Below are 15025 nucleotides of genomic sequence, written 5' to 3'. Positions count from 1 at the left end.
CTCGCGCTTTTGCGCTTCCGGTCTCGACGCCATCAATTTCGGCGCCGCCTGACATGCCCATGCCGACGCGCGACATCGATTCGACGCCGCCGGCGATGACGATGTCGTCGGCACCCTGCGCGATCTTGGCGGCGCCTGGTTCATGGATCCGTCCGTCGGCCTGCCCGGCTGGTTCGTGCCCCAGGGCATTTCGGCCGACCTGATCGCCACCAAGTATGGCTTCAGCCGCGACGATGTCGATGCCTATGCCGTCGAGAGCCAGAAGCGCGCCGCCAAGTCCTGGTCCGAGGGCCGCTTCCAGAATTCGGTGATCCCGATCAAGGACCAGAATGGGCTGACCATCCTCGACCATGACGAGCACATGCGACCGGCGACCGACATGCAATCGCTGGCCTCGCTCAACCCGTCCTTCGTCATGCCTGGCGAAATGGGCGGCTTCGATGCGGTTGCCGTGCAAAAGCACCCGGAAGTCGAGGAGGTCAACCACGTCCACCATGCCGGCAACTCGTCCGGCATCGTCGATGGCGCCGCTGCCGTCCTGCTCGGCTCCAAGAAGGCCGGCAAGGCGATGGGCATCAAGCCGCGCGCCCGCATCCGCGCCTTCGCCAACATCGGCTCCGAGCCGGTGCTGATGCTGACCGGCCCGGTCGACGTCACCGAAAAGCTCTTGCAGCGCGCCAAGATGAAGCTGTCGGACATCGACCTGTTCGAGCTCAACGAGGCCTTCGCCTCGGTGGTGCTGCGCTACATGCAGGCCTTCGAGATCCCGCACGACAAGATCAATGTCAACGGCGGCGCGATCGCCATGGGCCATCCGCTCGGTGCCACCGGCGCCATGATCTTCGGCACCGTGCTCGACGAGCTCGAGCGGCGTGACCTGAACACCGCCTTGGTCACGCTCTGCATCGGCGCCGGCATGGGCACCGCCACCATCATCGAACGCGTCTGACGGGGAGAGAGAAGATGAGCTACACCAATTTCACCCTCGACATCGACGCCGACGGCATTGCGCTGGTCACCTGGAACATGCCGGATCGATCGATGAACGTCTTCACCGAAGAGGTGATGCGGGAGCTTAACGCCATCGTCGACCATGTCGCCGGCGACGCGGCCATCAAGGGCGCGGTCATCACCTCCGGCAAGGATACATTCTCCGGCGGTGCCGACATCACCTTGCTGCAGAAGATGCTGGGCGCCTTCGCCGCCGACAAGGCGAAGGATTTGGGCAAGGCGACCAAAGCCCTGTTCGACAATGCCGGCGTCATGACCGGCCTGTTCCGCAAGATCGAGACTTCCGGCAAGCCGTGGGTGTCGGCGATCAACGGCACCTGCATGGGCGGCGCCTTCGAGATGTCGCTCGCCTGCCACGGCCGCGTCGCTGCCGATTCCGACAAGGTGAAGATGGCGCTTCCGGAAGTGAAGATCGGCATCTTCCCGGGTGCCGGCGGCACCCAGCGCGTGCCGCGACTGACCGACCCGCAGCAGGCGCTGCAGATGCTGACCACCGGCCAGACTCTCACGCCGCAGAAGGCCAAGGCAATGGGCCTGATCCACGAGATCGCCGAGCCTTCGAAGCTGGTCGAGACCGCCAAGGCGATGATCAAGAACGGCCTGAAGCCGGTGGCGCCCTGGGACGAGAAGGGCTTCAAGCTGCCCGGCGGCCCGGTCTATTCGGCGGCGGGCGCCAATCTCTGGCCGCCGGCCATCGCCATCCTGCGCCGCGAGACCTTCGGCAACTATCCGGCCGCCGCGGCGATCCTGAAATGCGTCTATGAGGGCCTGCTGGTGCCGTTCGACACCGCGCTCAGGATCGAGCAGCGCTATTTCACCGAGATCATGCAGACCAGGGAAGCGGCGGCGATGATCCGCTCGCTGTTCGTGTCGCTGCAGGAACTGAACAAGGGCGCGCGTCGCCCGGCCGGCGTGCCGGATACCAAGTTCAAGAAGATCGGCATCCTCGGCGCCGGCTTCATGGGCGCCGGCATCGCCTATGTCACGGCCAAGGCCGGCATTCCCGTCGTGCTCCTCGACCGCGACATGGAGTCGGCAGAAAAGGGCAAGGCGCATTCCGACAGCCTGATTTCTGATCAGGTCAAGAAGGGCCGCGCCAAGCCCGAAGAGAAGGACAAGTTGCTGTCGCTGATCACGCCGACGGCCGACTATGCCGACCTCGCCGGCTGCGATCTGGTGGTCGAGGCCGTGTTCGAGGATTCCGCCGTCAAGAAGAGCGCCACCGAAAAGGCGGAAGCGGTGCTGAAGTCGTCGGCGATCTTCGCCTCCAACACCTCGACCATCCCGATCACCTCGCTGGCGAAGAATTCGGCGCGACCGAAGAATTTTGTCGGCATCCACTTCTTCTCGCCGGTCGACAAGATGATGCTGGTCGAGATCATCCTCGGCAAGAAGACCGGCGACAAGGCGCTGGCGACCGCCATCGATTTCGTGCGCGCCATCAAGAAGACGCCGATCGTCGTCAACGACACGCGCGGCTTCTACGTCAACCGCTGCGTCCTGCGCTACATGTCGGAAGCCTACAAGATGCTGATCGAGGGTGTCCCGGCACCGATGATCGAGAACGCCGCCAAGGCGGCCGGCATGCCGGTCGGTCCGCTGGCGCTGACCGACGAGACGGCGATCGACCTTGCCCAGAAGATCATGAAGCAGACGATCAGGGATATCGGCGAGAAGGCAGTCGATCCGAAGCAGATGGCGCTGATCAACACCATGGTCGACACGCATGGCCGCTTCGGCCGCAAGAACGGCAAGGGCTTCTACGACTATCCGGCCAAGCCGGCGAAGAAGAAGCTGTGGCCGGGCCTCAAGGATCTCTACCCGCAGCTCAAGCCGGAGAAGATCGACTATGAGGAGCTGAAGCGGCGCCTGCTGGTCACCATCGCACTGGAAGCGGCGCGGGTGATGGAAGAGGGTATCGTCACCGATCCGCGCGAGGCCGATGTCGGCTCGATCCTCGCCTTCGGCTTCGCCCCCTTCACCGGCGGCGCACTGTCCTACATCGACGGCATCGGTGCGCAGCAGTTCGTCAAGATCGCCAAGGGCCTGCAGAAGAAGTACGGCGCCGAGTTCAAGGCTCCCAAGCTGCTCCTCGACATGGCCGAAAAGGGCGAGACCTTCTACCAGCGCTTCGACCCTTATCAGAAGGGCGAGGTCAAGCAGGCAGCCTGACGGCCGACGCGGATGTATGTCTGGGCGCGCATGGCGCGCATGATGGCCACGGCGCGAAGCCGTGGCCCTTACCTTGTCGGTGGCGAGAGCCGGCTTGCCTTCCGCTGCCTGCCGACCGACATCGATTTCAACCTGCATCTCAACAATGCCCGCTACATGATGCTCGCCGACCTCGGCCGCATCGACATCTTCCTGCGCGCCGGCCTGATCGCGCTGGCGCGCAAAAACGGCTGGGCGCCGATGATCGGCGGGCTGCAGGTGGCCTATGTGCGCGAGATCCGGCTGTGGCGGCGCTTCGAGGTCATATCCTCGATCGAGACCTGGGAGGGAACCTCGGTGATCGGCAGGCACCGCTTCGTCCTCGACAGCGGCGATACGGCCGCGCTGATCATGACGACCGGCGGCGTCTACGACCGCCGCAATCGCCGCTTTCTCGACATCGCCGAGGTTGTCGCCGCGCTTGGCCGTTCTGCTCAGCCGCGCCCACCGACCGAGGCCGAGCAGGCATTCATGGCGTCGCACCGGAATTTGCGGGAACTTGCCAAAAAGGCCTGATCGTTGGCGATCCCGCGCTTCCTCGGTGGACATTGGGGCGGTTGCGCGGTAGACAGGAAGAGGCATTTTTTCCTGTTTTGAAGGAGAGCTCGATTGCTCTCGCACGACCGTGTCTGGGCTGCCATCGACGCACTCGCCGAGCGTTATTCGCTGTCGGCGTCAGGTCTGGCAAGGCGCGCCGGTCTCGACTCCACCGCCTTCAACAAGTCGAAGCGCCTGTCCTCGGACGGGCGGCCACGCTGGCCCTCGACCGAATCGCTGGCCAAGATCATCGAGGCCACCGGCGCCTCGCTGGAGGAGTTCACCGGGCTGGTCGAAGGCCTCGGTGGGACCGCTTCGCAGCCACGCACGTCTTCGGTGCCGCTGCTCGGCTTTGCCCAGGCCGGCGCCGGCGGCTTCTTCGACGATGCCGGCTATCCGGCGGGGCAGGGCTGGGATCTGGTGGAATTGCCGGCGCGGGCGACCGCGACCTCCTATGCGCTGAAAGTGCAGGGCGATTCCATGCTGCCGCTCTACCGCAACGGCGACGTGCTGATCGTCGAGCCGGGAGCGGCCACTCGCAAGGGCGACCGCGTCGTCGTGAAGACCGCCGCGGGCGAGGTGATGGCCAAGGTGCTCGATCGCCAGACCGCGAAGTCGATCCTGCTGGTCTCCCTCAATCCCGATCATCCCGACCGCGATATTCCGATGCGCGACGTCGAATGGGTGGCGCGCATCGTCTGGGCCAGCCAGTAGGTGCGGCTGCCTCACCTTGCCGTGGCGGTTCTGGCGGTGCCGGCGATGGCGGCGCTCGTCGCCGCCGGAGGCCGCACGCTGCAGGGCAACGAAAGCGTCGTCACGATTGACCGGATCGATCCGGCCGCCGGCACGATCGCCGGGCAGGACGCCGACATGCGGCCCGAAGCACCGGCCACGGCAGCCATTCCGGCACCGCAGCCGGTGAGGACTCCCGCCCATTCCAGGGCGATCGATCCCGATGTCGTGGCGCCGCCGCAGCTTTCCGCCGAAGAGCTCGAGCGGGTCGAGCCCCGCGCGCCGCTCAGCGATCTCGCGCTCGCCGGCCCGCTCAAGCCGCCCAAGTTGAAGATGCCGGACGACTGGAACGGGACCAAGCTGTTCCAGCCTGTTGCCGCCGCCGCCGGCCTGATCGAGGCGAAAGGCTACGCCGTCGCCGTCTCGGGCGTCGAGGTCGTCAGCCAGGACGAGACGTGTGCCGACGAGGGCAAATCCTGGGCCTGCGGCATCCGCGCCAGGACGGCGTTCCGCTCTTTCCTGCGCGGCCGCACGGTGGTCTGCACGGTGCCGCCCGAGGGCGGCCGCGACACCATTTCCGCCGAATGCCGCGTCGGCAATCAGGATGTCGGCGAATGGCTGGTGCAAAACGGCTGGGCGCGTGCCGCCGCAGGCGGGCCCTATGTCGAGGCGGGCGAGAAAGCGCGCACCGCAAGGAAAGGCATCTTCGGCGCGGCTCCGGATCTTTCGGGCGTGCCCTCACTCCCTGCCGCCTTGCCCCCGGCGCCCTCCGCGCCGAGTTCGATCCTGCAGGAAGAGGATGGGATCCTTACGCCGCTAGCTGACCAGCCAGCGCCCGCTCAATGAGCGCCCGCGTCTCGGCGATGCCGTAGAGGGCGGCGAAGGAACCGAAGCGCGGACCGCGCTCCTGTCCGATCAGCACCTGGTAGATCATCTGGAAGAAGGCGACCGAAACGCCGGGCCCGCCTTCCGGGCTCTGCTTGGAATGGTCCTGATAACGCTCGATCCGCCGCGCCACGTTGAGCGCCGCGTTCTGGATCGCTTCGCCGTCGGCGCCCTGCGGCAGCGCGCCGAGCGCGTCCGAAAGCTTCGCCAGCGCGTCGCGCTCCACGTCGTCGGCGGCGCGGAAAACCTTGGTCGGCTTCACGAAATCGTCGAAATAGCGGATCGCGTAGCCTGTCAGCCGGTCGAGCTCGGGATGCGTCGCCGGCGTCACGCCAGGTGCGTGGCGCGAAATGAAGCCCCACAGTACCGCCTTGTCATGCGCATTGGAGGCGCTGACCAGATTGAGCAGCAGCGCGAACGGCACCGGCAGGTCGATGGCCGGCGGATTGCCGTCATGCATGTGCCAGACCGGATTGCCGAGCCGCTCCTTCCAGTCCTGCCGCGGATAGGCGCCGAGGAAGGTGTAGTACTCGTCCACGGCCCTCGGAATGACGTCGAAATAGAGCTTCTTGGCCTGCCGTGGCCGCTGGTACATGTAGAGCCCGAGGCTCTCGGTCGGCGCATAGGTCAGCCACTCGTCGATGGTCAGCCCGTTGCCCTTCGACTTCGAGATCTTCTGGCCGTTCTCGTCGAGGAACAGCTCGTAGACGAAATGCTCCGGCGCGCGTCCGCCGAGGATGTTGCAGATGCGGTCGTAGATCACGGCGTTGGTCTGGTGGTCCTTGCCGAACATCTCGAAGTCGACGCCGAGCGCCGCCCAGCGCATGCCGAAATCCGGCTTCCACTGCAGCTTCACCTTGCCGCCCTTGATCGAGAGCGTGGTTTCGGTGCCGTCATCGTCGAAGGTGATGGTGCCGGCCTTGGCGTCGACATGCTTCATCGGCACGTAGAGCACGCGGCCGCTCTTCGGCGAGATCGGCAGGAACGGGCTGTAGGTCGCCTGGCGCTCTTCGCCGAGCGTCGGCAGCATGACGGCCATGATCTCGTCATAGCGCTCGGCGGCGCGCAGCAGCACCTCGTCAAAGCGGCCTGTCTTGTAGTACTGCGTCGCGCTGGCGAACTCGTAGTCGAAGCCGAACGTGTCGAGGAAGCGGCACAGCATCGCGTTGTTGTGGTCGGCAAAGCTCGCATAGTCGCCGCCGAACGGATTCGGAACCGACGACAGCGGCATGTGCAGATACGGCTCCAACGCCGCGCGGTCCGGCACGTTGTCGGGGATCTTGCGCATGCCGTCCATGTCGTCGGAGAAGCAGAGCAGCTTGGTCTTGACCTTGTCTTCCGTCAGCACGCGGAAGGCGTGACGCACCATGGAGGTGCGCGCCACCTCGCCGAACGTGCCGATATGCGGCAGGCCGGACGGGCCGTAACCGGTCTCGAACAGGACGGTGTCCGGAAACGCGGCGTTCTTGTAGCGCGCGATGATCTTCTTGGCTTCCTCGAACGGCCAGGCCTTGCTCTCGGCGGCGGCCGCAAGCATCTCGGGATTGAGATCGATGATGTTTGATCCCGTCATGTCAAAAGTTCCAGCTATCGGCCGGCTTGCCGGCGGAGGTAAGATTTTCAACCGGTCCTCTAGGCGCGACAGGCCGGAGCGTCAACGATTTGCGGCGGTTTTCCTTGCGGCGTCCACCTGGCGACCCTACCTTCGGGGCGCATTATCAAGGAGTTTTGAATGCCTTTGACGCCACACGAAGCCCTGATCTACCTGATGGTCATCACTTCGGCTTCCGACCGCGACATGACCGATGTCGAGCTTGCGCGCATCGGCGACGTGGTCCGCTCATGGCCGGTGTTCGTGGATTTCAACCAGGACAGGCTGGTTGCCGTCGCTCAGGCCTGCCAGAAGGCGTTGAACGCCGAGGACGGACTGGAAGGCGTGCTCGAACTTGTCGAAGGGGCGCTGCCCGAACGGCTGCGCGACACCGCTTATGCCGCCGCTTTCGAGGTCGCCGCCGTCGATCTCGAAATGCGCATGGAAGAAGTGCGGGTGCTGCAGTTGATCCGTCTCAAGCTCGATCTCGACACGCTGACCGTCGCCGCGATCGCCCGCGCGGCGAAGGCGCGTCTGCGCACGCTGACTTAGGTTTGGTCGATATTCAGGTGAGGCCGGCCTGCGAATGGCGGTCTCCAGCGCTTCCGGTGCTCAGGTACTCAAGTACGCTCCGCTCCGGTTCTCGGAAGCCAGCACTTTCGGCGCGGCCTGAGCTCAACCTCAACAAGCCCTGCCGTGCTGCGGTCCTCAGAAGAAGCTGACCGGGAAATAGCGGAGGTAGAATTCGGCGAAGGTGCCCTTCACCGAGATCTCCTGCAAGGCGTAGTCCATGGCCGCCGCCAGCGCCGGATCGCCGGCGCGGGTGGCGATCGCCATGCCCGAGCCCAGATATTCCGGGGCCAGATAGGGTCCGCCGGCGAAGCGGCAGCAGCCGGAGGCATCGGTGCCGCCCAGCCAGAAGGCAAAGCGCATGCCGTCGCCGAAGGCGGCGTCGATCTTGCCGGACTTGAGGTCGCCATAGAGCGCTTCCGGCGCGTCGAAGGGCACGACCTGAACGGTGCCGAAATACTCGCGCAGCATTTTCTCATGCGCCGAGCCGGCGATGACGCCGACCCGCTTGCTGCGCAACTTGTCGAGGATCGGCTCCGCGAAGGCTTTCGCCTTCGGCATGATGAAGCGCGCCGGGAACTGCAGATAGGAGCGCGAGAAGGCGTATTTCGTCCGCGTCTCCGGCGTCGCGGCGATGCCGGCGATGATCGCCTCGCCTTCGCCCTTCTGCAGCGCCTCGTCGAGCTCGCCCCAGGGCAGCGCCTGGATTTGGCACTTCTCGGCGATGCCGAGCTCGGCGCAGATCGCGCGCGCCAGGTCGACATGGAAACCGGACAGCTTGCCCGCGCTGTCGAGGAAGTTGAACGGCGGAAAGTCGGTGGTGGTAAGGAACCTGAGGCGCGGCAACGCCGAGAGGTCGGGCTTCGGCAACCGCTCCTTGGCGTCCCACAGCACCGGCACCTGCGGCTCGGCGGCAAATGTAATGCCGGCAAAAAACTGCGCCGCCGCCAGCATCGACAGGGCGATGACCATCCGTCGCAATGTCACAAGAAGGCTCCGCCCAGTCATGTCCTTGGGCTTTTCGTACGAAAATAGCGCCGGCACAATGGTTTTTGATTTCAACCTGCGAATTTAAGCGTATGGTTTAGGTAGTTTGCAAATACGCTCCGCGGCGCCGGCTGAAAGGGGGTCAATCACCCGGTCGCTAAAGCGGTGCAGCTTTGCAATCCGGGGTTGATGGCGAAGCGCGGGTCAGGCATCTACCATCGATCTCTGATGCGGAAGGCAACATGGGGTAGATGTTGCGATGGGTCATTTTGATCGCACACTGGAATACATCGATCAGCTGCAGCACGCCAACACGGCGGCCGCGGTCTGCGAAAGGCTGCTTGGCGTCACGTCGAATTTCGGCCTGACGGCGCTGATGGCCGGAACCGTGCCGCATCCGGGCACGCCGCGCGGCCAGCAGAAGGACCACGTGCTGCTCTGCGACTGGCCGGGCGAATGGCTGGAGCGCTATGTGGCGCGCAACTACGTCGACCACGATCCCGTCGTCAGCCACATGAAGCAACTTCAGGCGCCGTTCCAGTGGCGTGAGGCCTCGGAAAGCATCCGCATCGACAAGAGCAGCGGCGAGGTGATGGGCGACGCCAGGGAGTTCAAGCTGCGCGACGGCCTGGCATTCCCGCTGATCACGCTCGACGGCCAGATCGTCATGGTGTCGCTAGGCGGCGAGGCGGTCGAGCTGTCGGAAGCGGAGTTCGGGATGGTGTCGCTGGCGTCGACCTATGCGATCGGCCGCGCCATGCAGCTCCATACGATGGCCGCCAAGACCATCGATCACATCGAATTGACGCCGCGCGAGCGCGAATGCCTGCAATGGGCTGCCGTCGGCAAGTCCGAATGGGAAATATCTCAAATTCTAGGCATTTCGGAACACACTTCCGAGAAACACCTTCTTAACGCCAAAAGCAAACTCGGTGCCGTCAACAGGGTGCAAGCCGTCGCCGAAGCGATTAGGCGCGGCTATATTAGCTAGGTCGGCCGAGCTGGCCTAGAAATTCTTGCCTACGCGATCGCGTAATTTTTTCGGGAAAGCCCGGCCGTATCTTCCTATTCAAACCAGGAGACGGCTAATGCTTTTTTCCCTAACAACCCAGGAATTGATGGAGCGTCCCGACCTGTGGGAAGCCGTCCATCGGTTGCGCTACAGGATCTTCGTCGAGGAGATGGGCTGGACCGATCTCGAGCGTCCCGACGGCCTCGAGATCGACCAGTTCGACCACGACGAAGCGGTGCATCAACTCGTCATCCGCAATGGCGAGCTTGCCGGCTATCAGCGGATGCTGCCGACGACACGGGCACATCTGCTGACCGACGTGCTGCAGGACCTCTATGAAGGCACCCCGCCCTCGGGGCCAGGTGTCTGGGAATTGACCCGCTACGCGGTCGCGCCAGGCTTCCGGGACGGCAAGCGCGGCGTGTCGACGGTCGGCACGGAGCTGATCGCCGGCTTCGTCGAATGGAGTCTCAAGCGCAACATCAACCAGGTCATCATCGAGTTCGAGCCGATGTGGGTGCTGCGCGCGCTGCAACTGCACTTCCTGGCGACGCCTCTCGGTTACCAGCGCACCTACGGCAACCAGCAGGTCGTCGCCACGCTGCTCACCTTCACCGAACACACGTTGGACGTGGTCCGCGCGCGCCGCAACCATTTCGCCCCTGTGCTGGCCAGAGGATATCCCGACAGGCTCGGCCTGCGGCAGGCATCGTAATTGGAGTTTTGTTATGAGTATCCACCCGCAACCAGAATTACGCGGCCACACGCTGGTCGTCACTGTCTCCTCGCACGACGGCCGGCCGGTGCTGGACAGACGCGCCTATGCCAGCCTGGCCAGGACCTTCCACGAAGCCGCCGTGAACGATGATGTGCGTGTCGTCGTGCTGCGCGGCCTGGCAGGCTGTTTCTGCCTTGGCGGCGACTTTTCCGAGTTCCTCGACGCCACCAAGCATCGAGAGTTGATCGCCGCCGTCACAGACATGTTCCGCACGCTGGCGACCTTTCCAAAACCCGTCCTTGCCTGTGTCGACGGCGATGCCGTCGGTGTCGGTTGCACCATCCTGTTCCACTGCGACATGGTGATCGCCTCGCGCGCAAGCACGTTCCGGGTGCCGTTCGTCGATTTCGGCTTGGTGCCTGACGCAGCAACCAGCATCCTGGCGCCGCAGAAGCTCGGCTATGCCGGCGCCTTCCGCTTCTTCTGCCTGGGCGACACGCTGCATGCCGAGGATGCCAAGGCGCTCGGCCTGGTCGGCGAGATCGTGGCCGACGGCAGCGCGGAGGAAGCGGCCCTTCTCAGGGCGAGGCAGCTTGCCAAGAAGCCGGTCGCGGCACTCCTGCAGACGCGCGGCCTGCTCAAGGGCGACACCGGCGCGCTCTGCGACCGCATCGACCAGGAGATATCGCTGTTCCAGCAGGCGCTGCAGGACGACACGACCCTGAAGCGGCTGCAGCGCATTGCCCGGCTGGCGGCCTAGAGCATGATGCCGAAAAGTGTGAAGAGGTTTTCGGACGACATCATGCTCTATCTCTTTGATTAGAGCCGGATTCAGATTTCAGGTCGAGTCGACCTGAAATCATCCGGCTCTAGGCCGCCAGCCACCGTATCGTCGGCGAAATGGGGCCTACTTCTCCAGGAATGATGGCCCTTCGCCGATGATCTTCTTGTCTTCCTTGCCGACGATTTCGAGGTCGCGCCCGTCATAGGGCAGCGACGACAGGATGCGCCTGATCACAGCCAGCCGTGCCCGTCGCTTGTCGTTGGCCCGCACGACGATCCAGGGCGCGAACTCCTTGTGCGTGCGTTCGACCATGAGGTCGCGCGCCTTCGTGTAGTCGTCCCATTTGTTGATGCCGGCGACGTCGATCGGCGAGAACTTCCAGTTCTTCAGCGGGCTCCAGCGGCGGTCGTGGAAGCGTTCGAGCTGGGTTTCCCGGCCGATGTTCAGCCAGAATTTGAAGAAATGGATGCCTTCGTTGCAGATCATCCGCTCGAAATGCGGTGTCTCGTCGAGGAATTTCGCGTGCTGCTCGGGCGTGCAGAAGCCCATCACCGGCTCGACGCCGCCGCGATTGTACCAGGAGCGGTCGAAGGTGACGAATTCGCCCGACGTCGGGAAGTGGGCGACATAGCGCTGGTAATACCACTGTCCGATCTCGGTCGGCGTCGGCTTGGTCAGCGCCACATTGCGCGCGGTGCGCGGGTTCATGTACTGGCGCAGCACGAAGATCGTGCCGCCCTTGCCGGCTGCGTCGCGGCCCTCGAACAGCGCCATCACCCGCTTGCCGGTCGCCTGCAGCCAGGCCTGCGCCTTGACCAGCTCGATCTGCAACTGCTCGAGCGTCTCGTCATACTCCTCGCTCTTCATCTTCTTGTCGTAAGGATAGCCGCCGGCGGTCAGCTTGTTGTCCTCGATCCAGTCGGGAAGCACCGGGTTCTCGATGTCGAACTCCCGCTCCTTGCCGCCAATCCTGATTTTCAGCGGGCCCTGTGTCGGTGCCGGTGCCGGGCTTTCCTTGGCTTTTTTCATCGAGACGAACCTTTCCAGCTTGCGGACTCATGCTATTGGGAGCCTCAACGGCGCCGCGCCCCCGTCTGGATGCGCAAATGACGCTGTAGCACTCCAGGCCGGTCGAGCGGAAGTTTCGCGACCGGCGACAGGGGGTAAAGGCATGGGGCGCGAGCGCGCGAATGGCTGAGCTGAACGCGGAGCACAGAGGCACGGTGCAACCGGCGGCCGCGCGGCTGTGGGCGAACCGCTGGCTGCTCGCCGCCGGCATCGTCGCCGTCCTCGCCGTTCATGGTCTTGCCGGCGCTTCGGCCTATGTGGTGCTGGCGGCGATTGTCCTGCTGCTGGCGGCGGCGCTGCTGCCGTCGGGCGGCGCCCGTCAATCGATCGAGGACGCCGCGGCCATGGAAGCGGGCGGGCTGCAGCGCCTTTCCGGCGAGTATCTCGCCGCCGCCGTCGCCGATCCCCTGATCATCTTCGACCGCACCGCCACCATCGTCCATGCCAACGCCGCCGCTTTCGCCGCCTTCGGCGGCCTCGCGCCGGGCATGTCGCTGTCGCTGAAGTTCCGCGCCCCGGAAATGCAGGCCTTGCTGGACAGCGTCCTGTCGGGCACGGTCGCATCCGAAATTGTCGACTACACCGAAAAGCTGCCGGTCGAGCGCGCCTACCGCGTCAGCGCCTCCTCTGTCGGTCATGCCACCGACCTCTATGTGCTGGTGTTCAAGGACCAGAGCGAGGCGCGCCGGATCGACAGGATGCGCGCCGATTTCATCGCCAACGCCAGCCATGAGCTGCGCACGCCGCTTGCCTCGATCTCGGGCTTCATCGAGACGCTGCGCGGGCCGGCCCGCGGTGATCCCGCCGCGCGCGACCAGTTCCTGCAGATCATGCAGAACCAGACCGGCCGCATGGCCCGCCTGATCGACGATCTCCTGTCGCTGTCGCGGCTGGAGATGAAGCCCTATCTGAAGCCGGGAACCGAGGTCGATCTGCGCCAGACCATCGACAGCGTCATCGACTCGCTGGCGCCGCTTGCGCGCGAGAACGGCGTCGCCATCGAGCGCGATTTCGTCGATGGCCCGCTCGACGTGCCGGGCGACCGCGACGAGCTTTTCCAGGTCTTCGAGAACCTCCTGGAGAACGCCTGCAAGTATGGCCAGTCGGGCGGGCGCGTCACGGTGTCGATCGAGCGCGACGGGACCGGCCCCGAACCGGGGATCGACGTCACCATCAGGGATTACGGTCCAGGCATTCCCGAAGAGCATATCCCGCGCATCACCGAGCGGTTCTACCGGGTCGATGTCGAGAGCAGCCGCACCCAGAAGGGCACCGGCCTCGGCCTGTCGATCGTCAAGCACATACTGACGCGCCACAATGCCAGGCTGTCGATCAAGTCGGAAGCCGGCAAGGGCGCGGCGTTCTCGGTCCATTTGCCGGCCGCCTGAGGTCGTACTATCTACTAACCGGCCATTTCTTTTTTCTGTCATCCGGCTAGCGTATCAGCGCAGGATTCGAGGAAACGACTCGGTCGCAAGACCATGGGGAAGGCATTTCGTCCATGCAGTCCGTGCACATCGTCAGCGCCTATGACGAAGAGCTGAAATACCTGTCGAAGCGGATCGCTGCGATGGGTGGACATGCCGAGCGCATGGTCGAGCAGGCGATCACCGCCTTGGTCAATGCCGATCCCGGCCTCGCCCAGAAGGTCATCCGGGACGATCAGGTCCTCGATGAAGGGCAGCGCGAGATCGACGACAAGGCGATCGTCATCATCGCCAAGCGCCAGCCGATGGCAACGGACCTGCGCGAGATCGTCGGCGCGATCCGCATTTCGGCCGATATCGAGCGCGTCGGCGACCTCGGCAAGAACGTCGCCAAGCGCGTCGCTGCCGTCATCGACGGGCGCCAGCCGACCAGCCTGTTCCGCGGCCTCGAGGCGCTGGCCGACCTCGCCTTGACGCAACTCAAGGAAGTGCTCGACGTCTATGCCTCGCGCTCGGTGGAGAAGATCGGCTTCGTGCGTGACCGCGACGACCAGATCGACGCCATGTACACCTCACTGTTTCGCGAGCTTTTGACCTACATGATGGAAGATCCGCGCAACATCACGCCCTGCACGCATCTTTTGTTCTGCGCCAAGAACATCGAACGCATCGGCGACCACGCCACCAACATCGCCGAGACCATCTACTACATCGTCACCGGCGACCAGATGCCGGCTGAGCGGCCGAAGGGCGACAAGACGGACAAGATCGTGCTTCCCGGCACGCTGCCGGTGAAGTGAACGGGCGCCTCTCGAACACCGCGCTAATTTAGGCTAAGCTCCCGCGAACGTTCCTGAATCCTGATCAGTGGCCGTGCCTCAGGAGGTTGCCATGGAAAACGTTCGGAACCTCACGCCGGCTCCTGCGCCGACGTCCGGCATTATCGCGTCAAGCGTCTATACGGCCGGCCGCCGCGTCGCGGACATTCCGATCGAGGAGGCCGGCGACTGGGCCAAGAAGCCGGACCATGTCGTCTGGATCGGATACATCACCTCGGTGTGCAGCGGCGCTTTGGTGCTCGGCGCGGCCGGGCTGTTGAAGGGCAAGCGCGCGACAACGCATTGGTATGCGCATGATTTCCTGGAAGAATTCGGCGCCATCCCTGTCGGCGAGCGGATCGTCGAGGACGGCAAGCTGATCACCGCAGGGGGCGTCACATCGGGGATCGATTTCGGTCTTCTCCTGGTCGCCAGGCTGCTCGGACAGGCCGAAGCCGAAACCGTGCAGCTTGCACTCGAATATGCGCCGGCACCTCCCTTCCGTTCAGGCACCCCCGCAGAGGCATCGCCTGCCGAGTTGGCGGAGGCGAAAGAGCGGCTCTCGGCGTCGCGGCGGGTCCGCGAGGAAATGTTCGCGCGCTGGCGCAAGGCCCCGGTGCGCGCCCACGGCTGAACCTTCCGGCCGAATGGCGCATCCATGCGCCGTTCGGCCT

15 protein-coding genes are annotated in these 15025 nt (G+C 64.5%); 12 read left to right on the top strand and 3 right to left on the bottom strand.

Annotated elements, in window-relative coordinates; genetic code table 11:
• Positions 1–142: 142 nt before the first annotated feature.
• The 5 genes from EN780_RS03660 to EN780_RS03640 all read left to right on the top strand — a co-directional run bounded on the left by EN780_RS03660 (position 143) and on the right by EN780_RS03640 (position 5337).
• Positions 143–949: an acetyl-CoA C-acyltransferase gene (locus EN780_RS03660; RefSeq protein WP_245499862.1), complete on the top strand. Its 807-nt coding sequence runs from the start codon at positions 143–145 to the stop codon at positions 947–949.
• A gap of 14 nt (positions 950–963) precedes the next feature.
• The gene (locus tag EN780_RS03655; protein ID WP_128272162.1) at positions 964–3183 is read left to right on the top strand and encodes a 3-hydroxyacyl-CoA dehydrogenase NAD-binding domain-containing protein; all 2220 of its coding nucleotides are present in this window, start codon (positions 964–966) and stop codon (positions 3181–3183) included.
• 12 nt (positions 3184–3195) lie between these two features.
• A complete protein-coding gene (locus EN780_RS03650; RefSeq protein ID WP_128272160.1) occupies positions 3196–3738 on the top strand; it encodes a thioesterase family protein in 543 nt (180 codons plus the stop codon).
• 93 nt (positions 3739–3831) lie between these two features.
• Positions 3832–4473: a helix-turn-helix transcriptional regulator gene (locus tag EN780_RS03645; RefSeq protein ID WP_128272158.1), complete on the top strand. Its 642-nt coding sequence runs from the start codon at positions 3832–3834 to the stop codon at positions 4471–4473.
• Positions 4474–5337, top strand: a complete 864-nt coding sequence (locus EN780_RS03640) for a thermonuclease family protein (protein ID WP_245499861.1) — start codon at positions 4474–4476, stop codon at positions 5335–5337.
• On the opposite strand, the gene EN780_RS03635 is transcribed toward EN780_RS03640, so the two are convergent.
• Positions 5300–6949, bottom strand: a complete 1650-nt coding sequence (locus EN780_RS03635) for a lysine--tRNA ligase (protein WP_128272156.1) — start codon at positions 6947–6949, stop codon at positions 5300–5302. The two genes, EN780_RS03640 and EN780_RS03635, sit on opposite strands and share 38 nt — an antisense overlap.
• Before the next feature lie 159 nt (positions 6950–7108).
• On the opposite strand from EN780_RS03635, the gene EN780_RS03630 reads away from it, so the two are divergent.
• Positions 7109–7519, top strand: coding sequence for a tellurite resistance TerB family protein (locus tag EN780_RS03630; protein WP_127222598.1), 411 nt, complete (start codon positions 7109–7111; stop codon positions 7517–7519).
• Between the two features lie 156 nt (positions 7520–7675).
• Here the strand turns inward: EN780_RS03630 and EN780_RS03625 are convergent, their stop codons facing one another.
• Positions 7676–8509: a transporter substrate-binding domain-containing protein gene (locus EN780_RS03625; protein WP_245494711.1), complete on the bottom strand. Its 834-nt coding sequence runs from the start codon at positions 8507–8509 to the stop codon at positions 7676–7678.
• 274 nt (positions 8510–8783) lie between these two features.
• On the opposite strand from EN780_RS03625, the gene EN780_RS03620 reads away from it, so the two are divergent.
• The 3 genes from EN780_RS03620 (at position 8784) to EN780_RS03610 (ending at position 11014) form a co-directional block, all read left to right on the top strand.
• The gene (locus EN780_RS03620; RefSeq protein ID WP_127286296.1) at positions 8784–9515 is read left to right on the top strand and encodes a LuxR family transcriptional regulator; all 732 of its coding nucleotides are present in this window, start codon (positions 8784–8786) and stop codon (positions 9513–9515) included.
• A gap of 97 nt (positions 9516–9612) precedes the next feature.
• Entirely contained in the window at positions 9613–10251 is a 639-nt protein-coding gene (locus EN780_RS03615; protein WP_128272154.1) for an acyl-homoserine-lactone synthase, read from the top strand.
• Between the two features lie 13 nt (positions 10252–10264).
• Positions 10265–11014, top strand: a complete 750-nt coding sequence (locus EN780_RS03610; RefSeq protein WP_127286298.1) for an enoyl-CoA hydratase-related protein — start codon at positions 10265–10267, stop codon at positions 11012–11014.
• 147 nt (positions 11015–11161) lie between these two features.
• Here the strand turns inward: EN780_RS03610 and ppk2 are convergent, their stop codons facing one another.
• On the bottom strand, positions 11162–12067 hold the full coding sequence (gene ppk2 / locus EN780_RS03605; RefSeq protein ID WP_128272152.1) for a polyphosphate kinase 2: 906 nt from the start codon (positions 12065–12067) through the stop codon (positions 11162–11164).
• Between the two features lie 161 nt (positions 12068–12228).
• On the opposite strand from ppk2, the gene EN780_RS03600 reads away from it, so the two are divergent.
• The 3 genes from EN780_RS03600 to EN780_RS03590 all read left to right on the top strand — a co-directional run bounded on the left by EN780_RS03600 (position 12229) and on the right by EN780_RS03590 (position 14985).
• The gene (locus EN780_RS03600; protein WP_128272150.1) at positions 12229–13494 is read left to right on the top strand and encodes an ATP-binding protein; all 1266 of its coding nucleotides are present in this window, start codon (positions 12229–12231) and stop codon (positions 13492–13494) included.
• A 113-nt stretch (positions 13495–13607) separates the two neighbouring features.
• Complete coding sequence (gene phoU / locus EN780_RS03595) at positions 13608–14333, top strand: phosphate signaling complex protein PhoU (RefSeq protein WP_127285238.1); 726 nt, start codon at positions 13608–13610, stop codon at positions 14331–14333.
• 91 nt (positions 14334–14424) lie between these two features.
• Positions 14425–14985, top strand: a complete 561-nt coding sequence (locus EN780_RS03590) for a DJ-1/PfpI family protein (protein ID WP_245499860.1) — start codon at positions 14425–14427, stop codon at positions 14983–14985.
• The last annotated feature ends 40 nt before the right edge of the window (positions 14986–15025 follow it).

This window comes from Mesorhizobium sp. M4B.F.Ca.ET.089.01.1.1 (genome assembly GCF_004022605.1).
Taxonomy (GTDB): Bacteria; Pseudomonadota; Alphaproteobacteria; order Rhizobiales; family Rhizobiaceae; genus Mesorhizobium; species Mesorhizobium abyssinicae.
The sequence above is the reverse complement of the archived record's forward strand: the minus strand, read 5'-3'. Positions and strand labels throughout refer to the sequence as shown.

Excerpts from the sequence above, each read along its gene's own strand:
- EN780_RS03610 (WP_127286298.1), top strand. The coding sequence starts at position 10,265 with ATGAGTATCCACCCGCAACCAGAATTACGCGGCCACACGCTGGTCGTC.
- EN780_RS03655 (WP_128272162.1), top strand. The coding sequence starts at position 964 with ATGAGCTACACCAATTTCACCCTCGACATCGACGCCGACGGCATTGCG.
- EN780_RS03600 (WP_128272150.1), top strand. The coding sequence starts at position 12,229 with ATGGCTGAGCTGAACGCGGAGCACAGAGGCACGGTGCAACCGGCGGCC.
- EN780_RS03630 (WP_127222598.1), top strand. The coding sequence starts at position 7,109 with ATGCCTTTGACGCCACACGAAGCCCTGATCTACCTGATGGTCATCACT.
- EN780_RS03620 (WP_127286296.1), top strand. The coding sequence starts at position 8,784 with ATGGGTCATTTTGATCGCACACTGGAATACATCGATCAGCTGCAGCAC.
- EN780_RS03635 (WP_128272156.1), bottom strand. The coding sequence starts at position 6,949 with ATGACGGGATCAAACATCATCGATCTCAATCCCGAGATGCTTGCGGCC.
- EN780_RS03625 (WP_245494711.1), bottom strand. The coding sequence starts at position 8,509 with ATGGTCATCGCCCTGTCGATGCTGGCGGCGGCGCAGTTTTTTGCCGGC.
- EN780_RS03660 (WP_245499862.1), top strand. The coding sequence starts at position 143 with ATGGATCCGTCCGTCGGCCTGCCCGGCTGGTTCGTGCCCCAGGGCATT.
- EN780_RS03590 (WP_245499860.1), top strand. The coding sequence starts at position 14,425 with ATGGAAAACGTTCGGAACCTCACGCCGGCTCCTGCGCCGACGTCCGGC.
- phoU (WP_127285238.1), top strand. The coding sequence starts at position 13,608 with ATGCAGTCCGTGCACATCGTCAGCGCCTATGACGAAGAGCTGAAATAC.
- EN780_RS03615 (WP_128272154.1), top strand. The coding sequence starts at position 9,613 with ATGCTTTTTTCCCTAACAACCCAGGAATTGATGGAGCGTCCCGACCTG.
- ppk2 (WP_128272152.1), bottom strand. The coding sequence starts at position 12,067 with ATGAAAAAAGCCAAGGAAAGCCCGGCACCGGCACCGACACAGGGCCCG.
- EN780_RS03650 (WP_128272160.1), top strand. The coding sequence starts at position 3,196 with ATGTATGTCTGGGCGCGCATGGCGCGCATGATGGCCACGGCGCGAAGC.